This window comes from Streptomyces sp. NPDC003635 (assembly GCF_053587635.1).
In genome coordinates this window covers 21,872-37,347 of record NZ_JBSFOK010000031.1, presented here as the reverse complement: position 1 = coordinate 37,347, position 15,476 = coordinate 21,872, and the positions used below count along the sequence as shown (strand labels likewise).

The 15,476-nt window shown below is 70.1% G+C and carries 14 protein-coding genes; 8 read left to right on the top strand and 6 right to left on the bottom strand.

Going from position 1 to position 15,476, the window contains the following annotated elements; translation table 11 throughout:
* Position 1 precedes the first annotated feature (1 nt).
* Complete coding sequence (locus ACWDRW_RS26105) at positions 2-472, bottom strand: hypothetical protein (protein WP_451726478.1); 471 nt, start codon at positions 470-472, stop codon at positions 2-4.
* 171 nt (positions 473-643) lie between these two features.
* On the opposite strand from ACWDRW_RS26105, the gene ACWDRW_RS26100 reads away from it, so the two are divergent.
* The gene (locus ACWDRW_RS26100) at positions 644-979 is read left to right on the top strand and encodes a YnfA family protein (RefSeq protein ID WP_451726477.1); all 336 of its coding nucleotides are present in this window, start codon (positions 644-646) and stop codon (positions 977-979) included.
* Between the two features lie 26 nt (positions 980-1,005).
* On the opposite strand, the gene ACWDRW_RS26095 is transcribed toward ACWDRW_RS26100, so the two are convergent.
* Positions 1,006-1,434 (bottom strand): ester cyclase, encoded by a 429-nt coding sequence (locus tag ACWDRW_RS26095; protein ID WP_451726476.1) that lies wholly within the window; start codon positions 1,432-1,434, stop codon positions 1,006-1,008.
* A 324-nt stretch (positions 1,435-1,758) separates the two neighbouring features.
* On the opposite strand from ACWDRW_RS26095, the gene ACWDRW_RS26090 reads away from it, so the two are divergent.
* The 3 genes from ACWDRW_RS26090 (at position 1,759) to ACWDRW_RS26080 (ending at position 4,859) form a co-directional block, all read left to right on the top strand.
* Complete coding sequence (locus tag ACWDRW_RS26090; protein WP_451726475.1) at positions 1,759-2,535, top strand: SDR family NAD(P)-dependent oxidoreductase; 777 nt, start codon at positions 1,759-1,761, stop codon at positions 2,533-2,535.
* A gap of 84 nt (positions 2,536-2,619) precedes the next feature.
* Complete coding sequence (locus ACWDRW_RS26085) at positions 2,620-3,885, top strand: GNAT family N-acetyltransferase (RefSeq protein ID WP_451726474.1); 1,266 nt, start codon at positions 2,620-2,622, stop codon at positions 3,883-3,885.
* Positions 3,886-4,016: 131 nt separating this feature from the next.
* The gene (locus tag ACWDRW_RS26080) at positions 4,017-4,859 is read left to right on the top strand and encodes a hypothetical protein (protein WP_451726473.1); all 843 of its coding nucleotides are present in this window, start codon (positions 4,017-4,019) and stop codon (positions 4,857-4,859) included.
* Positions 4,860-4,901: 42 nt separating this feature from the next.
* On the opposite strand, the gene ACWDRW_RS26075 is transcribed toward ACWDRW_RS26080, so the two are convergent.
* Positions 4,902-6,095 (bottom strand): RtcB family protein, encoded by a 1,194-nt coding sequence (locus ACWDRW_RS26075; RefSeq protein ID WP_451726547.1) that lies wholly within the window; start codon positions 6,093-6,095, stop codon positions 4,902-4,904.
* A 170-nt stretch (positions 6,096-6,265) separates the two neighbouring features.
* Here ACWDRW_RS26075 and ACWDRW_RS26070 point away from each other — a divergent pair, with 170 nt between their 5' ends.
* The 3 genes from ACWDRW_RS26070 to ACWDRW_RS26060 all read left to right on the top strand — a co-directional run bounded on the left by ACWDRW_RS26070 (position 6,266) and on the right by ACWDRW_RS26060 (position 9,447).
* Complete coding sequence (locus ACWDRW_RS26070) at positions 6,266-7,108, top strand: DUF3558 domain-containing protein (RefSeq protein WP_451726472.1); 843 nt, start codon at positions 6,266-6,268, stop codon at positions 7,106-7,108.
* Positions 7,109-7,232: 124 nt separating this feature from the next.
* Positions 7,233-8,075 (top strand): DUF3558 family protein, encoded by an 843-nt coding sequence (locus ACWDRW_RS26065; RefSeq protein WP_451726471.1) that lies wholly within the window; start codon positions 7,233-7,235, stop codon positions 8,073-8,075.
* Positions 8,076-8,151: 76 nt separating this feature from the next.
* The gene (locus ACWDRW_RS26060; protein ID WP_451726470.1) at positions 8,152-9,447 is read left to right on the top strand and encodes a DUF2637 domain-containing protein; all 1,296 of its coding nucleotides are present in this window, start codon (positions 8,152-8,154) and stop codon (positions 9,445-9,447) included.
* 65 nt (positions 9,448-9,512) lie between these two features.
* Here the strand turns inward: ACWDRW_RS26060 and lysS are convergent, their stop codons facing one another.
* Positions 9,513-11,258: a lysine--tRNA ligase gene (gene lysS, locus ACWDRW_RS26055; RefSeq protein WP_451726469.1), complete on the bottom strand. Its 1,746-nt coding sequence runs from the start codon at positions 11,256-11,258 to the stop codon at positions 9,513-9,515.
* A 228-nt stretch (positions 11,259-11,486) separates the two neighbouring features.
* Here lysS and argS point away from each other — a divergent pair, with 228 nt between their 5' ends.
* On the top strand, positions 11,487-13,244 hold the full coding sequence (gene argS, locus ACWDRW_RS26050) for an arginine--tRNA ligase (RefSeq protein WP_451726468.1): 1,758 nt from the start codon (positions 11,487-11,489) through the stop codon (positions 13,242-13,244).
* Between the two features lie 70 nt (positions 13,245-13,314).
* Here the strand turns inward: argS and ACWDRW_RS26045 are convergent, their stop codons facing one another.
* Positions 13,315-14,112: an arylamine N-acetyltransferase family protein gene (locus ACWDRW_RS26045; RefSeq protein ID WP_451726467.1), complete on the bottom strand. Its 798-nt coding sequence runs from the start codon at positions 14,110-14,112 to the stop codon at positions 13,315-13,317.
* A gap of 70 nt (positions 14,113-14,182) precedes the next feature.
* The gene (locus tag ACWDRW_RS26040; RefSeq protein WP_451726466.1) at positions 14,183-15,403 is read right to left on the bottom strand and encodes an aminotransferase-like domain-containing protein; all 1,221 of its coding nucleotides are present in this window, start codon (positions 15,401-15,403) and stop codon (positions 14,183-14,185) included.
* Positions 15,404-15,476 lie beyond the last annotated feature (73 nt).

Below are 15,476 nucleotides of genomic sequence, written 5' to 3'. Positions count from 1 at the left end.
CTCAGAAGTAGTACGCGTCCCCCGTGTCCAGGATCAGCACGCGCTGCCGGTCGTTGCCCGGGTTACGGTCCACCGCCCCACCGCTCCACACCGTGTCGATCTCCAGCCGCACCTCCGTCGGCGCTCCCCGCAGCCCCACCCGCAGCGCGATCCGCTCTCCCACCTCGTCCGCCGACAGCGCCCCCACCCGGCACAGCACCGCCCGCGCGCCGGCCCGCGCGCAGTCGTCGGGGAGTTGCTGCAGGTCCGCGAGCGGCCGCGACCAGCGCAGCCGTACCGTCGCGTCCGGGACGGACGACGGTCCGTGGTTGCGGGGGGTGAACCGCAACTCGACCTGCCCCGAGTCCAGTGCCGCGGCCCCGTGATAGGCGAGGTCGGCCTCCGGCCCCTGCCCGGCGACGGCACCCGACCCGCCCGCCGTCACCGCCAGCACCGCCGCGATCCCCGCGCCGAGCATCCGCCCACACCGCATACCGCCCACTGCCACCACTCCCGTGATCCGTCCCCGAGGTCGTTGACGTCGTACGGATGTATCCCACGGGGAGCGGAAGCCAGGCGCCGTCCATCAGGTGACGCCCTTGGGTGGGCGGGCCGCGGGGCGGCGGCCGAGGGGCGGCGGGCGGGCGTATGCCAAGCTTCCGGCATGCCCGTCCTGCGCTCCGCCGCCCTGTTCGCCGTCGCCGCGCTGTTCGAGATCGGCGGCGCCTGGCTGGTCTGGCAGGGCGTTCGGGAGCACCGCGGCTGGGTCTGGATCGGCGGCGGCGTCCTCGCCCTCGGCGCCTACGGTTTCGTCGCCACCCTCCAGCCGGACGCCAACTTCGGCCGGATCCTCGCCGCGTACGGCGGAGTCTTCGTCGCCGGCTCCCTCGCCTGGGGCATGGTCGCGGACGGCTTCCGGCCCGACCGCTGGGACGTCACGGGCGCGCTGATCTGCCTCGCGGGGATGGCCGTGATCATGTACCCGCCGCGAGGCAGCTGACCTCAGCCGAGACAGGGACAGGGGGTTCAGCCCTCCGGCATCAGCCCCAGCTGCTCCATGAACTCCATCTCGTCGAAGTACAGCCGGTAGTCGACGATGTGGCCGCTGTCGTCGACGGTCGCGAAGTCCACTCCGCGGATCCTGATCTCCTTCTGCGTGGCGGGCAGGGTCTCCCCGTTGGGCAACTGGATCGGCCCCGTGTTCCGCCCGGTGTAGAACCCCTCGTCGATGGCCGTGTCGCCGACCTCGTACGCGTGCACCGACTCATAGGAGGCGTCCGGAATCGCCTCGGTCATCTGCCGCCAGTACGCGACGATGTCGTCCCGTCCGTGGAGCTCACCGCCGTCGGGGGTGACGGCGACCGCGTCCCGCGCGTACAGCTCGGAGAGGGTCTTGGTGTCCGCCGTGGTGACCGCCTCGGTCAGCCGGTCCATGACCTCGCGCGCCTGTCCCATGGTCCACCTCCGTTACAGGAGAATCACCCACCTCATTTTCCCACCGAAGCCCCCACCCCACCGCTCACGGCCCCACCCCACCGCTCATGGCCCCGCCCCCGCGAACCCGCCCCATCCCCCTCAGGCCCCACCCCGCCAACCCTCCCCCCCCCCGCTCACGGACGAGACCCTCAACCCGCATCCCCGCTCACGGACGAGACCCTCAACCCGCCACCCCCGCTCACGTACCGAGACCCCCACCCCGCCCCCCGCCCCACCCGCCTATCCTGGCCGGACAGCCTTCCGACCGAGCCTTTTGGCCAAGCCGTCCCAAGGAGCAGCCCCATGGCACCCGCCGCCCCCTCCGCCGCCTCCCGCATCGCCGTCGTCACCGGTGCGAGCAGCGGAATCGGCGCCGCCACCGCACGGCAGCTCGCCGCGGCCGGTTACCGGGTCGTCCTGACCGCCCGCCGCAAGGACCGCATCGAGGCGCTGGCCGAGGAGATCGGCGCGGCCGGGCACTCGGCCGCTGCGTACCAGCTGGACGTGACCGACCGCGCGGCCGTGGACGAGTTCGCCACGGCCTTCCAGACGATCGGCGTCCTGGTCAACAACGCGGGCGGCGCCCTCGGTGCCGACCCGGTGGCCACCGGCGACCCGGCCGACTGGCGCACGATGTACGAGACCAACGTCATCGGCACCCTCCACCTCACCCAGGCCCTGCTGCCGAAGCTGGAGGCGAGCGGCGACGGCACGGTGGTCGTCGTCTCCTCCACGGCCGCCCACGGGACGTACGAGGGCGGCGGGGGCTACGTCGCCGCCAAGCACGGCGCCCACGTCCTCGCGGAGACCCTCCGCCTGGAGATCGTCGGCCGCCCGGTCCGCGTCATCGAGGTCGCGCCCGGCATGGTGAAGACCGACGAGTTCGCGCTCACCCGCTTCGGCGGCGACAGGGACCGCGCCGAGAAGGTCTACGCGGGCGTGGCCGAGCCCCTCACCGCCGACGACGTCGCCGACACCATCACCTGGGCCGTGACCCGCCCGAGCCACGTCAACATCGACCTGCTGGTCGTCCGCCCCCGCGCCCAGGCCTCCAACACGAAGGTGCACCGGGACCTGTGAGTCCCGCGCAGCGCATCGTGGCGTTCGTCATGATCTACGCGGTACCGCGGACGCCGCGGCGGAATGCGACGTAGAACGACGGTTGTGGACAGACACATTCGCTTCGACGCCCTGCACAACTTCCGCGACCTGGGCGGCTACCGGACGGCTGACGGCCGCCGCGTCCGCCCCGGCCGCCTCTACCGCGCCGACTCCCTCGGCAAGCTGGCCGAGGGCACCGAGGACTGGTCCCGCTTCCTCGCCCTGGGCGTCCGCACGGTGATCGACCTGCGCTACCCCTGGGAGATCGAGTCCCGAGGACGGGTCCCGGACCACGCGTCGCTCACGTACCACAACCTCAGCATCGAGCACCGCCCCTACAACCAGGCGGCGTTGACCCCGGACATCGAGGCGGGCCCCTATCTGGCGGAGCGCTTCATGGAGGTGGCGGAGGACGGCACCGAGGAGATCCGCCAGGCCCTCGAACTGATCGCGAAATCGGCGGAGTCGGACGAACCCCTGGTCTTCCACTGCGCCTCGGGCAAGGACCGCACGGGCGAACTGGCGGCCCTGGTCCTGTCGTTGCTCGGTGTCGACGAGCGGACGATCATCGAGGACTTCAGCCTGACGGAGCTGGCGACACCGGCCCTGCTGGCGGACTGGCGAGCACGCAACGCCGGCCGCGACCCGCTCTGGCCGGACTTCGCCCGGGCCCCGGAATCGGTCATGCGCCTGTTCCTGGCGGCCCTGAAGGAGCGCTACGGCTCGGTCGATGGCTATGTGACGACGGCCCTGTCCCTGGACGCGAAGGCCCTGGCCCACACCCTGCGCACCGCCCTCCTGGAACAACCGCCCACCACCTGGCCGGCGTTGACCTACCGCACGGCGACGGAGGCGGACGCCCCCGACCTGGTCCGGCTCCGCGACTCGGCGGCGCTGTGGCAACTGGCCCGGGGAATCGACCAGTGGGCACCGGGCGAGAAGGACGAGGCCCACTTCCGGACTCGCATCCGGGAGGGCGAGGTCTGGCTGGCGTACGCGGGTGACCACCTGACCGGCGCCTGCGAACTGTGGTGGACCGACCCGGCGGCCTGGGGCCCCCGCCCACCGGACGCGGGCTACATCCACCGCCTGATGACCACCCCCCACACGGCCCCACCCGGCACGGGTCGCGCACTGCTGGCCCAGGCGGAATCCCGCATCACCGCGAAGGGCCGCCCCTACGCCCGCCTGGACTGCCTCTCCTCCAACCCCCGCCTCCGCGCCTACTACGAGTCCGCGGGCTACCAGGTGGTCGGCGAACAACGAGCCAAGACGGACGGCACGGGAAGCCCGTACGCGGTGACTTTGCTGGAGAAGCGACTCGCGTAACTCGCAGGAGTGAACGTCATCGATCACCCGAACGGCGGCTGAACCGGCGATCTAGGCTCGCGGCCACAACATCAAATCGACGGCCCCCGGCCGGGTTGCCGCCCAGCCGAGGGCCTGACCAGCAAGGAAGGATGAGCTTCCTGATGGCTGACTGCGAGCCTATCGCCCGCCAATTCATGGATCTCAGGGTCCCTGAGTACGCGTACATGTTCGGCTTCTTGCAGGCGGACGGGCACCTTTCCCAACAGTCGCGACAGCGAGGGCGGCTGACCGTGGAGATCAGCGCGCGGGACATCGATCTCCTACGCAAGTTCCAGGAGCTGACGCCGTACAACAGCAGCATCAGCGAGCGCACCCGGTCCACGAACTTCACCGAGACACACAACTCGGTGGTCTGGAGCCTGTGTTCGCTCGAAGCGAGGACCAAACTCAACGAGCTTGGCCTGCCCTACGGCCGCAAGTCGAAGACAATCGCTCCACCTCGCGTCGAGTTCTCGCGCCGCGACTACGTCCGAGGAGTCATCGACGCCGACGGTTCGGTGGGGTTCACCAAGCCAGGAATGCCCTTCATCTCCCTGACCACTGCAAGCACGGCGATCGGCGCCTATCTGTGCCTCTGCGCACGGGAGATCACTGGCACTGAGCGCAACATCAAACGCAACGTACGCGACGGCATCTACAACATCTGTTACTGGAAGGAGCAGGCACAGGCGTTGGCCGCCCACCTGTACTACCCCGGCTGCCTGTCCCTGCAACGAAAGCAGACGGCAGCCGACTCGCTCGCGACGTGGGTGCGCCCCGCAGGTATGAAGGTCATGAGTCACCGTCGCTGGAGTGTCTGGGAAGACCGAGTGCTGCTGGCGCGCAACAACGCCGCATCGGCGGCCCAGGCGCTCGACAGGACCGTCCAGAGCTGCAGTCTCCGCCTCTGGCGCCTCCGCACCGGCCAAGTGCCCATGCCCAGCGATCAGTGAGCAAGGGAGCGAGGACCCCGGTTCCGCCGGGGTCCTCGTGCGTCAGCCCTTCACACAGATGAACTGCTTCAGCTTCGCCACGACCTCGACGAGATCGCGCTGCTGCTCCATCACCTGATCGATGTTCTTGTAAGCACCCGGAATCTCGTCGAGCACGCCGGAGTCCTTACGACACTCCACTCCCCGCGTCTGCTCCTCCAGGTCCCTCACCGTGAAGCGCCGCTTCGCCGCGTTCCGGCTCATACGCCGACCAGCCCCGTGCGAGGCGGAGTTGAATGCCTTCTCGTTGCCGAGCCCTTTCACGATGTACGAGCTGGTACCCATCGAGCCGGGGATGATCCCGTACTCACCGGAGCCGGCGCGAATCGCTCCCTTGCGCGTGACCAGCAGGTCCATGCCCTCGTACTGCTCCTCCGCCACATAGTTGTGGTGACAGGAGATCTCGCTCTCGAAGGTCGGCTTGGCCTTCTTGAACTCCTTGCGGATCACTTCCTTCAGCAGCGCCATCATGATCGCTCGGTTGTACTTGGCGTACTCCTGGGCCCAGTACAGATCGTTCCTGTACGCGGCCATCTGTGGCGTGTCCGATACGAACACCGCAAGGTCACGGTCCACAAGGCCCTGGTTGTGTGGGAGCTTCTGAGCGACACCGATGTGGTACTCAGCCAACTCCTTGCCGATGTTCCGGGACCCGGAGTGGAGCATGAGCCAGACCGTATTGGACTGATCGAGACAGACTTCCAGCATGTGGTTGCCGCTTCCGAGCGTCCCCATCTGCTTGGTCGCCCGCTCCTCGCGGAACTTCACCGCGTCCGCCACCCCGTCGAACCGCCCCCAGAAGTCGTCCCACCCGGCGGTGCCGAAGCCGTGCAGTCGTCCCGGGTCGACGGGACTGTCGTGCATCCCGCGCCCCACCGGAATCGCCTGCTCGATCTTCGAGCGCAGTCGGGACAGATCCCCCGGCAGGTCGTTTGCCGTGAGGGACGTCCTCACCGCCGACATCCCGCAGCCGATGTCGACCCCGACCGCCGCCGGGCACACAGCGCCCTGCATCGCGATGACGGACCCGACCGTCGCGCCCTTGCCGTAATGGACGTCCGGCATGACCGCCAGGCCCTTGATCCACGGCAGGGTCGCCACGTTCCGCAGCTGCTGGAGCGCCACGTCCTCCACCGTCGCGGGGTCGGTCCACATCCGGATCGGAACCTTCGCGCCCGGCATTTCCACGTACGACATATCTTCCTCATTCCCCCGGAAAGCCACACAAGTCTCAAATCGCAAAACCGGCGCCAAGGTCAACGAAAGGGACAACGGACCGGCGTTCACGGCAGTGCGTGCGATAGACATTGTCTCCAGGGGCCGCCCCCACCCCGCAATCGATTAAGCCGCAGCGAGAGGAGCCGACCGTGCAGCGGAAGGCGTACGTACCCGGCGCCGCCGCGCTCCTCGCGGCGCTGCTGGCCGGCTGCACCGGCAGTTCCTCGGACGGCGGCACGACGGACGGCTCCAACCCCGGCGACTCCGGTACGGCGACGGCGGCGGCCGAGCCCGGCCGCTACCGCACCCTCCCGGAACCCTGTGGCGTGGTCGACCCCGACACCCTCGACGCCCTGCTCCCCGGCATCCCGCAGATCGCCGACGAGGAGCAGCGCGAGAAGGCCTACGAGGGCACCGCGACCCTCACCTACGACACCGACCGCAAGGTGGGCTGCCGCTGGAAGGTGGAGTCGGCCGACGCCACCGACCATCTCTTCGTCGACTTCGAGCGCGTGGTGTCGTACGACAACGCCGTCAGCGACGACAGCCAGGCCGAACAGGTCTTCGCGAGCCAGGTGGCGGCGGCCGACCTGCCCGAACCGACCGTCACCCAGACCGAGTCCCCGGCGACCGAGTCCCCCGAGACCGGCTCCGGCAGCCCCACCACCACCCCCGGCGACTCCGCGTCCGCCTCCGTGAGCCCCTCGGGCTCCGCCTCCACTTCCTCCTCGCCCTCCGCCACCCCCACCGACCTCCAGCCCCGCGTACTCGAGGACTTGGGCGACGAGGCCTTCCTGGACGACGTGTTGAGCAGCGCCGGTTCGACGGCCCAGCAGCGCACGGTGACTGTGGCGTTCCGCACGTCCAACGTCATCGTGACCATCCAGTACGAGGAGCAGCCGGCCACCGTCGGCATCACCCCCGACAGCCAGGAAATGCAGGACAGGGCCCGGAATCTGGCGGCCGAGCTGGCGGAGTCGCTGGGCGGCTGAGGCCCGTGGAGGGCCGTTTGTGAAGACGGCGAAACAGAAACACACGGCTTGCTCACCGCGTACCGTGGCCCCTCGGACCCGATCCGACCGCAGGAGCACGAACAGCGCGATGAGTGAAGGAACCATGCAGCGACCAGCACAGCGAGAGCAGTTCGACCAGCGAGCGAAGCGCCTGAGCCGCGTCTTTCTCGGCGCGGCCGCCGTCCCCGTGATGCTGATCGCCGCAGGCTGCTCCTCCGATTCCGGCTCCGACGACACCGCCAAGGGCGCGAGCGCCGGCGCCTCGGCCTCCGCGAGCCCGTCGCCGACCGTGCAGGCGGCCGCGTACGACACCCTGCCCGAGGCCTGTGACGTGCTGGCGAAGGACACGTTGGGTGATCTGGTGCCGAAGGCGGGCAAGTCCGGCAAGGAGGGCACGTCCAACGACACCTCCACGCGGGCGAGCTGCTCCTGGAGCAGCCTGGACAACAACGGCGTGGACGGCTCCCAGTTCCGCTGGCTGAACGTCTCCCTGCTGCGCTTCGAGTCCGACGTCACGCGTGGCGCGGGCGACGAGCTGGCGCAGGAGTACTACGCCAAGCAGGTCAAGGACGTCCAGGCGGTGGACGGCGCGAAGAACGTGAAGTCGGAGCCGGTCTCCGGGACGGGCGACGAGGCGACGGCCGTGCGCTACGACCTGAAGAAGAAGGAAGGCTCCTTCAAGCAGCAGACGATCGTGGCCCGGGTCGAGAACGTCGTGGTCACCGTCGACTACAACGGCGCGGGTCTCGCCGGCGAGAAGACGCCGAGCGCGGACACCCTGACCAAGCTGGCGCAGAAGGCCGCAAAGGAGGCGGTGGCGGCGGTGACGAAGGCCAACGGAACGGGCGAAAGCACCGCGAGTGCCGACCCGTCCAAGCCGTCCTCCGGGTCGTCCTCGAAGACCTCGTCCAAGCCGTCCTCCAAGTCCTCGTCGAAGACGACCTGACCTACCGGCGACACGTTCGCCGCACTGATGTGCCACCCTGTTGCGCGCAACAACACGCAAGGGGAGGGGAGTACGAGTGGCCGGGCCACCGCAACTGACCCGGACACACCGCGTTCTCATCGGCGTGGTCGTGTTCGGCGCAGTGATCATCGCCGGTATCGGCTTCGCCGGTTCGTACGCGGCAGTCCGTGAGCTGGCCCTCAAGAAGGGCTTCGGGGACTTCAGTTACGTCTTCCCGATCGGCATCGACGCGGGCATCTGCGTCCTGCTGGCCCTGGACCTGCTCCTGACCTGGATCAGAATCCCCTTCCCCCTGCTGCGCCAGACGGCATGGCTGCTGACGGCGGCGACCATCGCCTTCAACGGCGCGGCGGCCTGGCCGGACCCGCTGGGTGTCGGCATGCACGCGGTGATCCCGGTCCTGTTCGTGGTGGCGGTGGAAGCCGCCCGCCACGCGATCGGCCGCATCGCGGACATCACGGCGGACAAGCACATGGAGGGCGTCCGCCTCACCCGCTGGCTGCTGAGCCCGGTGCCGACGTTCCTGCTGTGGCGGCGGATGAAGCTGTGGGAGCTTCGCTCCTACGAGCAGGTCATCAAGCTGGAGCAGGAACGCCTGGTCTACCAGGCCCGGCTTCGCTCCCGCTACGGCCGGTCCTGGCGCCGCAAGGCCCCGGTGGAGTCCCTGATGCCGCTGCGCCTGGCCAAGTACGGCGTCCCCCTGGCGGAAACAGCCCCAGCGGGCTTGGCGGCGGCCGGCATCGAACCGGCCCTGATCCCGCCGGCTCCGGAACCCCAACCCCGGCTGGCCGCGGGCGGTCGTGCCGCGGGGGCGGCGCCCGTCCCCATGAGAGGCGCACCGCAGAGCGAGCAGCGCCCGGAACTGGTCGGCAACCAGAACACCGCGCAACAGCACCCGGAACCCGAACCGGACCAGAGCCCTTGGTTCGAAGCCCCTCAGCAGATCGAGTACCACGGCGGCTACGACCCCACCTTCGACCCCAACTACCAGCAGTGGGTCGCGGAACAGCAGCAGGCCGAGCAGTACGAGGACCAGTACCAGCAGGAGCCCCCGCTCGCGGAACCCTCCCCGGAGGAGACCGGCAGCTTCCCCATCCCCGTCGCCCCCGGCCGCACCCGCGAGCTGGGCGAAGGCGGCGGCACGCTTCCGGCCGAACCGGACGAGGACGCGTACTACCAGGTCTTCCGTGAGTCGATAAAGAGCGGCAACGGCGCCCCCACCCCCCGCGGCTTCATGGCCGACGTGGAGGCGACGTACGGCAAGTCCCTGCCCGAGGCCGAGGCCAAGCGCATGGTGAACCGCTTCTCCAACCGGCTCAACGCGGAACTCACGGACGAGCACATCGCGTAGCACCGCGAGCAGAACGACACGAAGGGGCCCTCCGTCAAAGGAGGGCCCCTTCGTCGTCGTAGCGGCTACGCCCCGAGCAGGTTACGGACCCGCCCCTGGCCCACGGCCAGCAGCAGCGTGGGCAGCCGGGGACCGGTGTCCCGGCCGACCAGCAGGTGGTACAGCAGGGCGAAGAACGTCCGCTGGGCCGTCTTGATCTCCGGCGGCAGCTCCTTGGGCGTGGCGTCCGCCGAGAACCCGGCCTGCACCTTGGGCACGCCGTAGACGAGATGCGTCAGCCCGTCCAGGGACCAGTGCGACTCGAGGCCGTCGAGCAGCAGCCGCAGCGACTGCTGGGACGCCTCGTCGAGGGACTTCAGCAGTTCCGCGTCGGGCTCGGACCGCACGATCGTCCGCTGGTCGGCGGGGACGTGCGTGTTGATCCAGGCCTCGGCCTTGTCGTACCGCGGACGGGCCTCGTCCAGCGAGCCGAGCGGGTCGGCGGGGTCGAGCTCGGAGAGGATCCGCAGCGCCTGGTCCTCGTGCCCGGCGGTGATGTCGGCGACGGACGCGAGCGTCCGGTACGGCATCGGGCGCGGCGTGCGCGGCAGCTCCCCGCCCGCCGTACGCACCGCGCGGGAGTGCGCGGCGGCGTCCGCCGGGAGCACCGACCCGTCGGCCACCTTGGCGTCCAGCTTGTCCCACTCGTCGTAGAGCCGCTGGATCTCCTGGTCGAAGGCGATCTTGAAGGACTGGTTGGGCCGGCGCCGGGCGTACAGCCAGCGCAGCAGCTGCGGCTCCATGATCTGGAGCGCGTCCGCCGGGGTGGGCACCCCGCCGCGCGAGGAGGACATCTTCGCCATGCCGGAGATGCCGACGAAGGCGTACATCGGGCCGATCGGCTGCTTGCCGCCGAAGATCCCGACGATCTGCCCGCCGACCTGGAACGACGACCCGGGCGAGGAGTGGTCGACGCCGGACGGCTCGAAGACGACGCCCTCGTAGGCCCAGCGCATGGGCCAGTCGACCTTCCAGACCAGCTTGCCGCGGTTGAACTCGTTCAGCCGGACGGTCTCGGCGAAGCCGCACACGGTGCAGGTGTACGACAGCTCGGTGGTCTCGTCCTCGTAGGAGGTGACCGTGGTCAGGTCCTTCTCGCAGTTGCCGCAGTACGGCTTGTACGGGAAGTACCCGGCCGAGCCGGAGCTGCCGTCGTCCTCGGCGGCGGCTCCCGATCCCTCGGCGGCCTCCAGCTCGGCCTCGTCGACCGGCTTCTGCGACTGCTTCTTCCCGGGGGACTTCTTGGTCCGGTACTGGTCGAGGATCGCGTCGATGTCGCCGCGGTGCTTCATGGCGTGCAGGATCTGCTCGCGGTAGACACCGGAGGTGTACTGCGCGGTCTGGCTGATCCCGTCGAACTCCACGCCCAGCTCGGCCAGCGACTCGACCATGGCGGCCTTGAAGTGCTCGGCCCAGTTCGGGTACGCCGAGCCCTTCGGCGCCGGCACCGAGGTGAGCGGCTTGCCGATGTGCTCTTCCCAGGCCTTCTCGTCCACCCCGGCGATGCCCTTGGGCACCTTGCGGTAGCGGTCGTAGTCGTCCCAGGAGATCAGGTGCCGGACCTCGTGCCCGCGCCGCCGGATCTCGTCGGCGACGAGGTGGGGCGTCATGACCTCGCGGAGATTGCCCAGGTGGATGGGCCCGGAGGGGGAGAGTCCGGAGGCGACGACGACCGGTTTGCCCGGGGCCCGACGCTCCGACTCCTCGATGACCTCATCCGCGAAACGGGAGACCCAGTCGGTGGTCTCGGTGCTCTGAGCCACGATCGGCACGTCCTTCTTTCTCCAGGGCAGCCAGTACGGTCAAAAGGGCTGCGCCCCAAGTCTAGGCGGCGCAGCCGCCTTCTCAGGGGCGCGGGGAACTGCGCGACAAGCCCTCACGGCGCCGCACCCGGCACAGCACAGCACACCACCCGAGCTCCTCGCCCGCGAAATTCGCTTTACCCCCCATGGGATACTGGCTGCGTCTATCCATCCCACGAGGAGAACGGCTCCCACCAAATGGCCTCGGTCACGTCGCTCACCGATCTCGTCAACCAGCGCCTCGCGTCCGCCCTGTCTGCCGCCCTGCCGGAGACCGACGCGGACCCGCTGCTTCGACGTAGCGACCGGGCCGACTTCCAGGCCAACGGCATCCTCGCGCTCGCCAAGAAGGCGAAGGCGAACCCGCGGGAGCTGGCGACGCAGGTCGTGGGCAACATCGTCACCGGTGATGTGATCAAGGACGTCGAGGTCTCCGGGCCCGGCTTCCTGAACATCACCGTCAGCGACGCGGCTCTCACGGAGACCCTCGCCGCGCGCGCCGCCGACGACCGGCTCGGCGTGCCGCTGAAGGAGACCCCGGGCGTCACGGTCATCGACTACGCCCAGCCGAACGTGGCGAAGGAGATGCACGTCGGCCACCTCCGTTCGGCGGTGATCGGCGACGCCCTGCGCGGCATGCTCGACTTCACCGGCGAGAAGACGATCGGCCGGCACCACATCGGCGACTGGGGCACCCAGTTCGGCATGCTCATCCAGTACCTGATGGAGCACCCGGGCGAGCTGGCCCCGCCGTCGGAGGTCGACGGCGCCGAGGCGATGAGCAACCTGAACCGCGTCTACAAGGCCTCGCGTGCGGTCTTCGACTCGGACGACGAGTTCAAGGAGCGGGCCCGGAAGCGGGTCGTCGCCCTCCAGTCCGGCGACAAGGAGACGCTCGACCTGTGGCAGCAGTTCGTGGACGAGTCGAAGGTCTACTTCTACTCGGTCTTCGAGAAGCTGGACATGGAGATCCGGGACGACGAGATCGTCGGTGAGTCGGCGTACAACGACGGCATGCCGGAGACCGCCCGCCTCCTGGAGGAGATGGGCGTCGCGGTCCGCTCCGAGGGCGCGCTCGTGGTGTTCTTCGACGAGATCCGCGGCAAGGACGACCAGCCGGTCCCGCTGATCGTGCAGAAGGCGGACGGCGGCTTCGGCTACGCGGCCTCGGACCTGACCGCGATCCGCAACCGCGTGGTCGACCTGGACGCCACGACCCTGCTCTACGTCGTGGACGTACGGCAGTCCCTGCACTTCAGGATGGTCTTCGAGACCGCCCGCCGGGCCGGCTGGCTGAGCGACGAGGTCACCGCGCACAACATGGGCTACGGCACCGTGCTCGGCGCGGACGGCAAGCCGTTCAAGACGCGTGCGGGCGAGACGGTCCGGCTGGAGGACCTGCTCGACGAGGCCGTCGAGCGGGCCACCGCGGTCGTCCGGGAGAAGGCCGAGAAGGTGGGCCTCTCCGAGGAGGAGATCGTCGAGAACGGCCGGTACGTCGGCATCGGCGCCGTGAAGTACGCGGACCTGTCGACCTCGGCGAGCCGGGACTACAAGTTCGACCTGGACCAGATGGTCTCGCTCAACGGCGACACCAGCGTGTACCTCCAGTACGCGTACGCCCGGATCAAGTCGATCCTGCGCAAGGCCGACGGCAGCGAGCCGAAGGCCCGCCCGGAGCTGGAACTGGCCCCGGCCGAGCGGGCCCTGGGTCTGCACCTGGACTCGTTCGGCGCGACGGTCTTCGAGGCCTCGGCGGAGTACGCGCCGCACAAGGTGGCCGCGTACCTGTACCAGCTGGCCTCGCTGTTCACGACGTTCTACGACCAGTGCCCGGTCCTGAAGGCCGACACCGCCGAGCAGACGGAGAACCGGCTGTTCCTGTGCGACCTGACGGCCCGCACCCTCCACCAGGGCATGGCCCTGCTGGGCATCCGGACCCCCGAGCGGCTCTAGACGCCGGCATGCCACCGCGGCCCGTCCTCTCCCCCGGGGGAGGACGGGCCGCGGTGCGTCCGGGCACCTGTCAGCACACGATGCCGAACTCCTCCTCCAGCAGCCGCTCGACCTCGTCCTCGGCGATCTTGCGCTCGGTGACCGTGCCGTCCGCGAGCGTCTCGGTGAGCAGGTCGCCGTGGAGGAGGACATGGCGGTCGGCGGTCACGCGCTGGACATAGCGGCTCTGGGTGAACGGCGAGCGCGGGCTCGTCCCGACGTGCCAGTTGAACACCTCGTAGTCGGGCGCCTCGCAGGGGTCCAGCGTGAAGGCGTACTGCCGCACCCACTCCCGCCCGTCGTGCGCCTCCAGCACCCACAGCTCCAGCGGCCCGTCGTGCGGCGCGTGGACCAACCGGTGCCGGCGGCCCGCCCCGGCGAACTCGACGCCGGTGGTCAGCGGCACCGGTTCCAGCAGCGCGCCGATCGCCCCGAAGCCCACGTCGGCGAGGTACGGCTGCGGGTCGCCGGGAGCGTGCACGACCAGGGTCATGTGGGTGCGCGGGCGGCTCTCCGGCCGGTCCGCGCCGAGCACGACGCGCGCGGCCAGGCCGGTCACCCGGAAGCCGAGGGCCTCCAGGGCGTGCCGGAAGAGGGTGTTGTGCTCGTAGCAGTAGCCCCCACGGCGGCCGTGGATCAGTTTGGCCAGCAGATCGCCGAGGGCCAGCGACGGCGCCCGGCCGCCGACCGGGTCCAGGTTCTCGAAGGGAATGGCCCGGGAATGCGCGAGGTGGACACCGGCCAGGGTGGCCGGATCGGCCCTGCGCTCCCCCTCCCAACCGATCCGGTTGAGATACGCGTCGAGGTCGAACTCCACTGTGTCGGACATGCCGTCACCCTAAGCAGCCCCCTGCACCGCGTCGGCGGTCCACAGCCGCAACCGACCAGGGACTTACGACCTAGGCCTCCTGGAGGAGCAGCCCTCGTCCCAGCCTCCGCAGCCCCTCCCCGATCCGCTCGGGCGTCTCCGTCACGAAGCACAGCCGCAGGGTCGAGCGGTCGGGCTCACCGGCGTGGAAGGGCGCGCCGGGCACGTAGGCGACGTCCTTGCGGACGACCTCCGGCAACAGCGCGCCCGTGTCGTACGACTCCGGCAGCCGGGCCCACAGGAACATGCCGCCCTCGGGGCGGTTCCAGGTCGAGCCGGGCGGGAGAGCCTCCGCCAGGCCCGCCAGCATGGCATCGCGCCGCTCGCCATAGACGCTCGCCACTCGGGCCACGTGCGCGTCCAGGTCCCGGTCGGCCAGGTAGCGGGCGGCGGCGAGTTGGTTGACGGTCGGGGTGTGCAGGTCGGCGGCCTGCTTGGCGACGGCGCAGGCGCGGCGCAGCGCGGCCGGGGCGCGCAGCCAACCGAGCCGCAGGCCCGGCGCCATCACCTTGGAGAAGGAGCCGAGCAGCACGGTCCGGTCCTCGGCGCCCGGGCAGGCGGCGATCCACGGCACCCGCTCGCCCTCGAAGCGCAGCTCGCCGTACGGGTCGTCCTCGACGATCCACAGCCCGTGCCGGGCGGCGACGGCGGCCACGGCCGTACGGCGGGCGGTGGGCATGGTGCGGCCGGTGGGGTTCTGGAAGGTGGGGACGGTGTAGAGGAGCTTGGGCCGCTCGCGCAGCACCAGTTCCTCCAGCGCGGCGGGGTCGACGCCGTCCCCGTCGCCCGGCACGGCCACGACCCGGGCGCCGGTGAACCCGAAGGCCTGGAGCGCCGCGAGGTAGCAGGGGTTCTCGACCAGCACGGTGTCCCCGGGCTCCAGCAGCGCGGTGGCGAGCAGGGACAGCGCCTGCTGGGAGCCGGTGGTGACGAGGACGTCGTCGGCGTCGGTGGGCAGCCCTCGCTCCGACATCCGTGCGGCGAGCGCGGCCCGCAGCACCGGCTCGCCCTCGGTCGTGGAGTACTGCAGCGCCCGCGCGGGCGTCTCCGCGAGCACTGCCCGGAAGGCGTCGGCGATGCCCTCGGTGTCGAACAGCTCCGGCGCCGGGAGCCCGCCCGCGAAGTTGATCACCTCGGGCCGCGCGGTGACCGCCAGGATGTCCCGTACCGGCGACCCGCCGATCGACCGGGCCCGCGAGGCGAGCGGGGGGACGGGCGCGGGGCGGGACGGCGCGGGCTCGACGACGGTCACGTGGCGGCTCCTCGGTGGCGTAACGGCTCCTGCCCGCACCCTAGGGAACTAAGTGGCGCCTACAAGCAGCTTT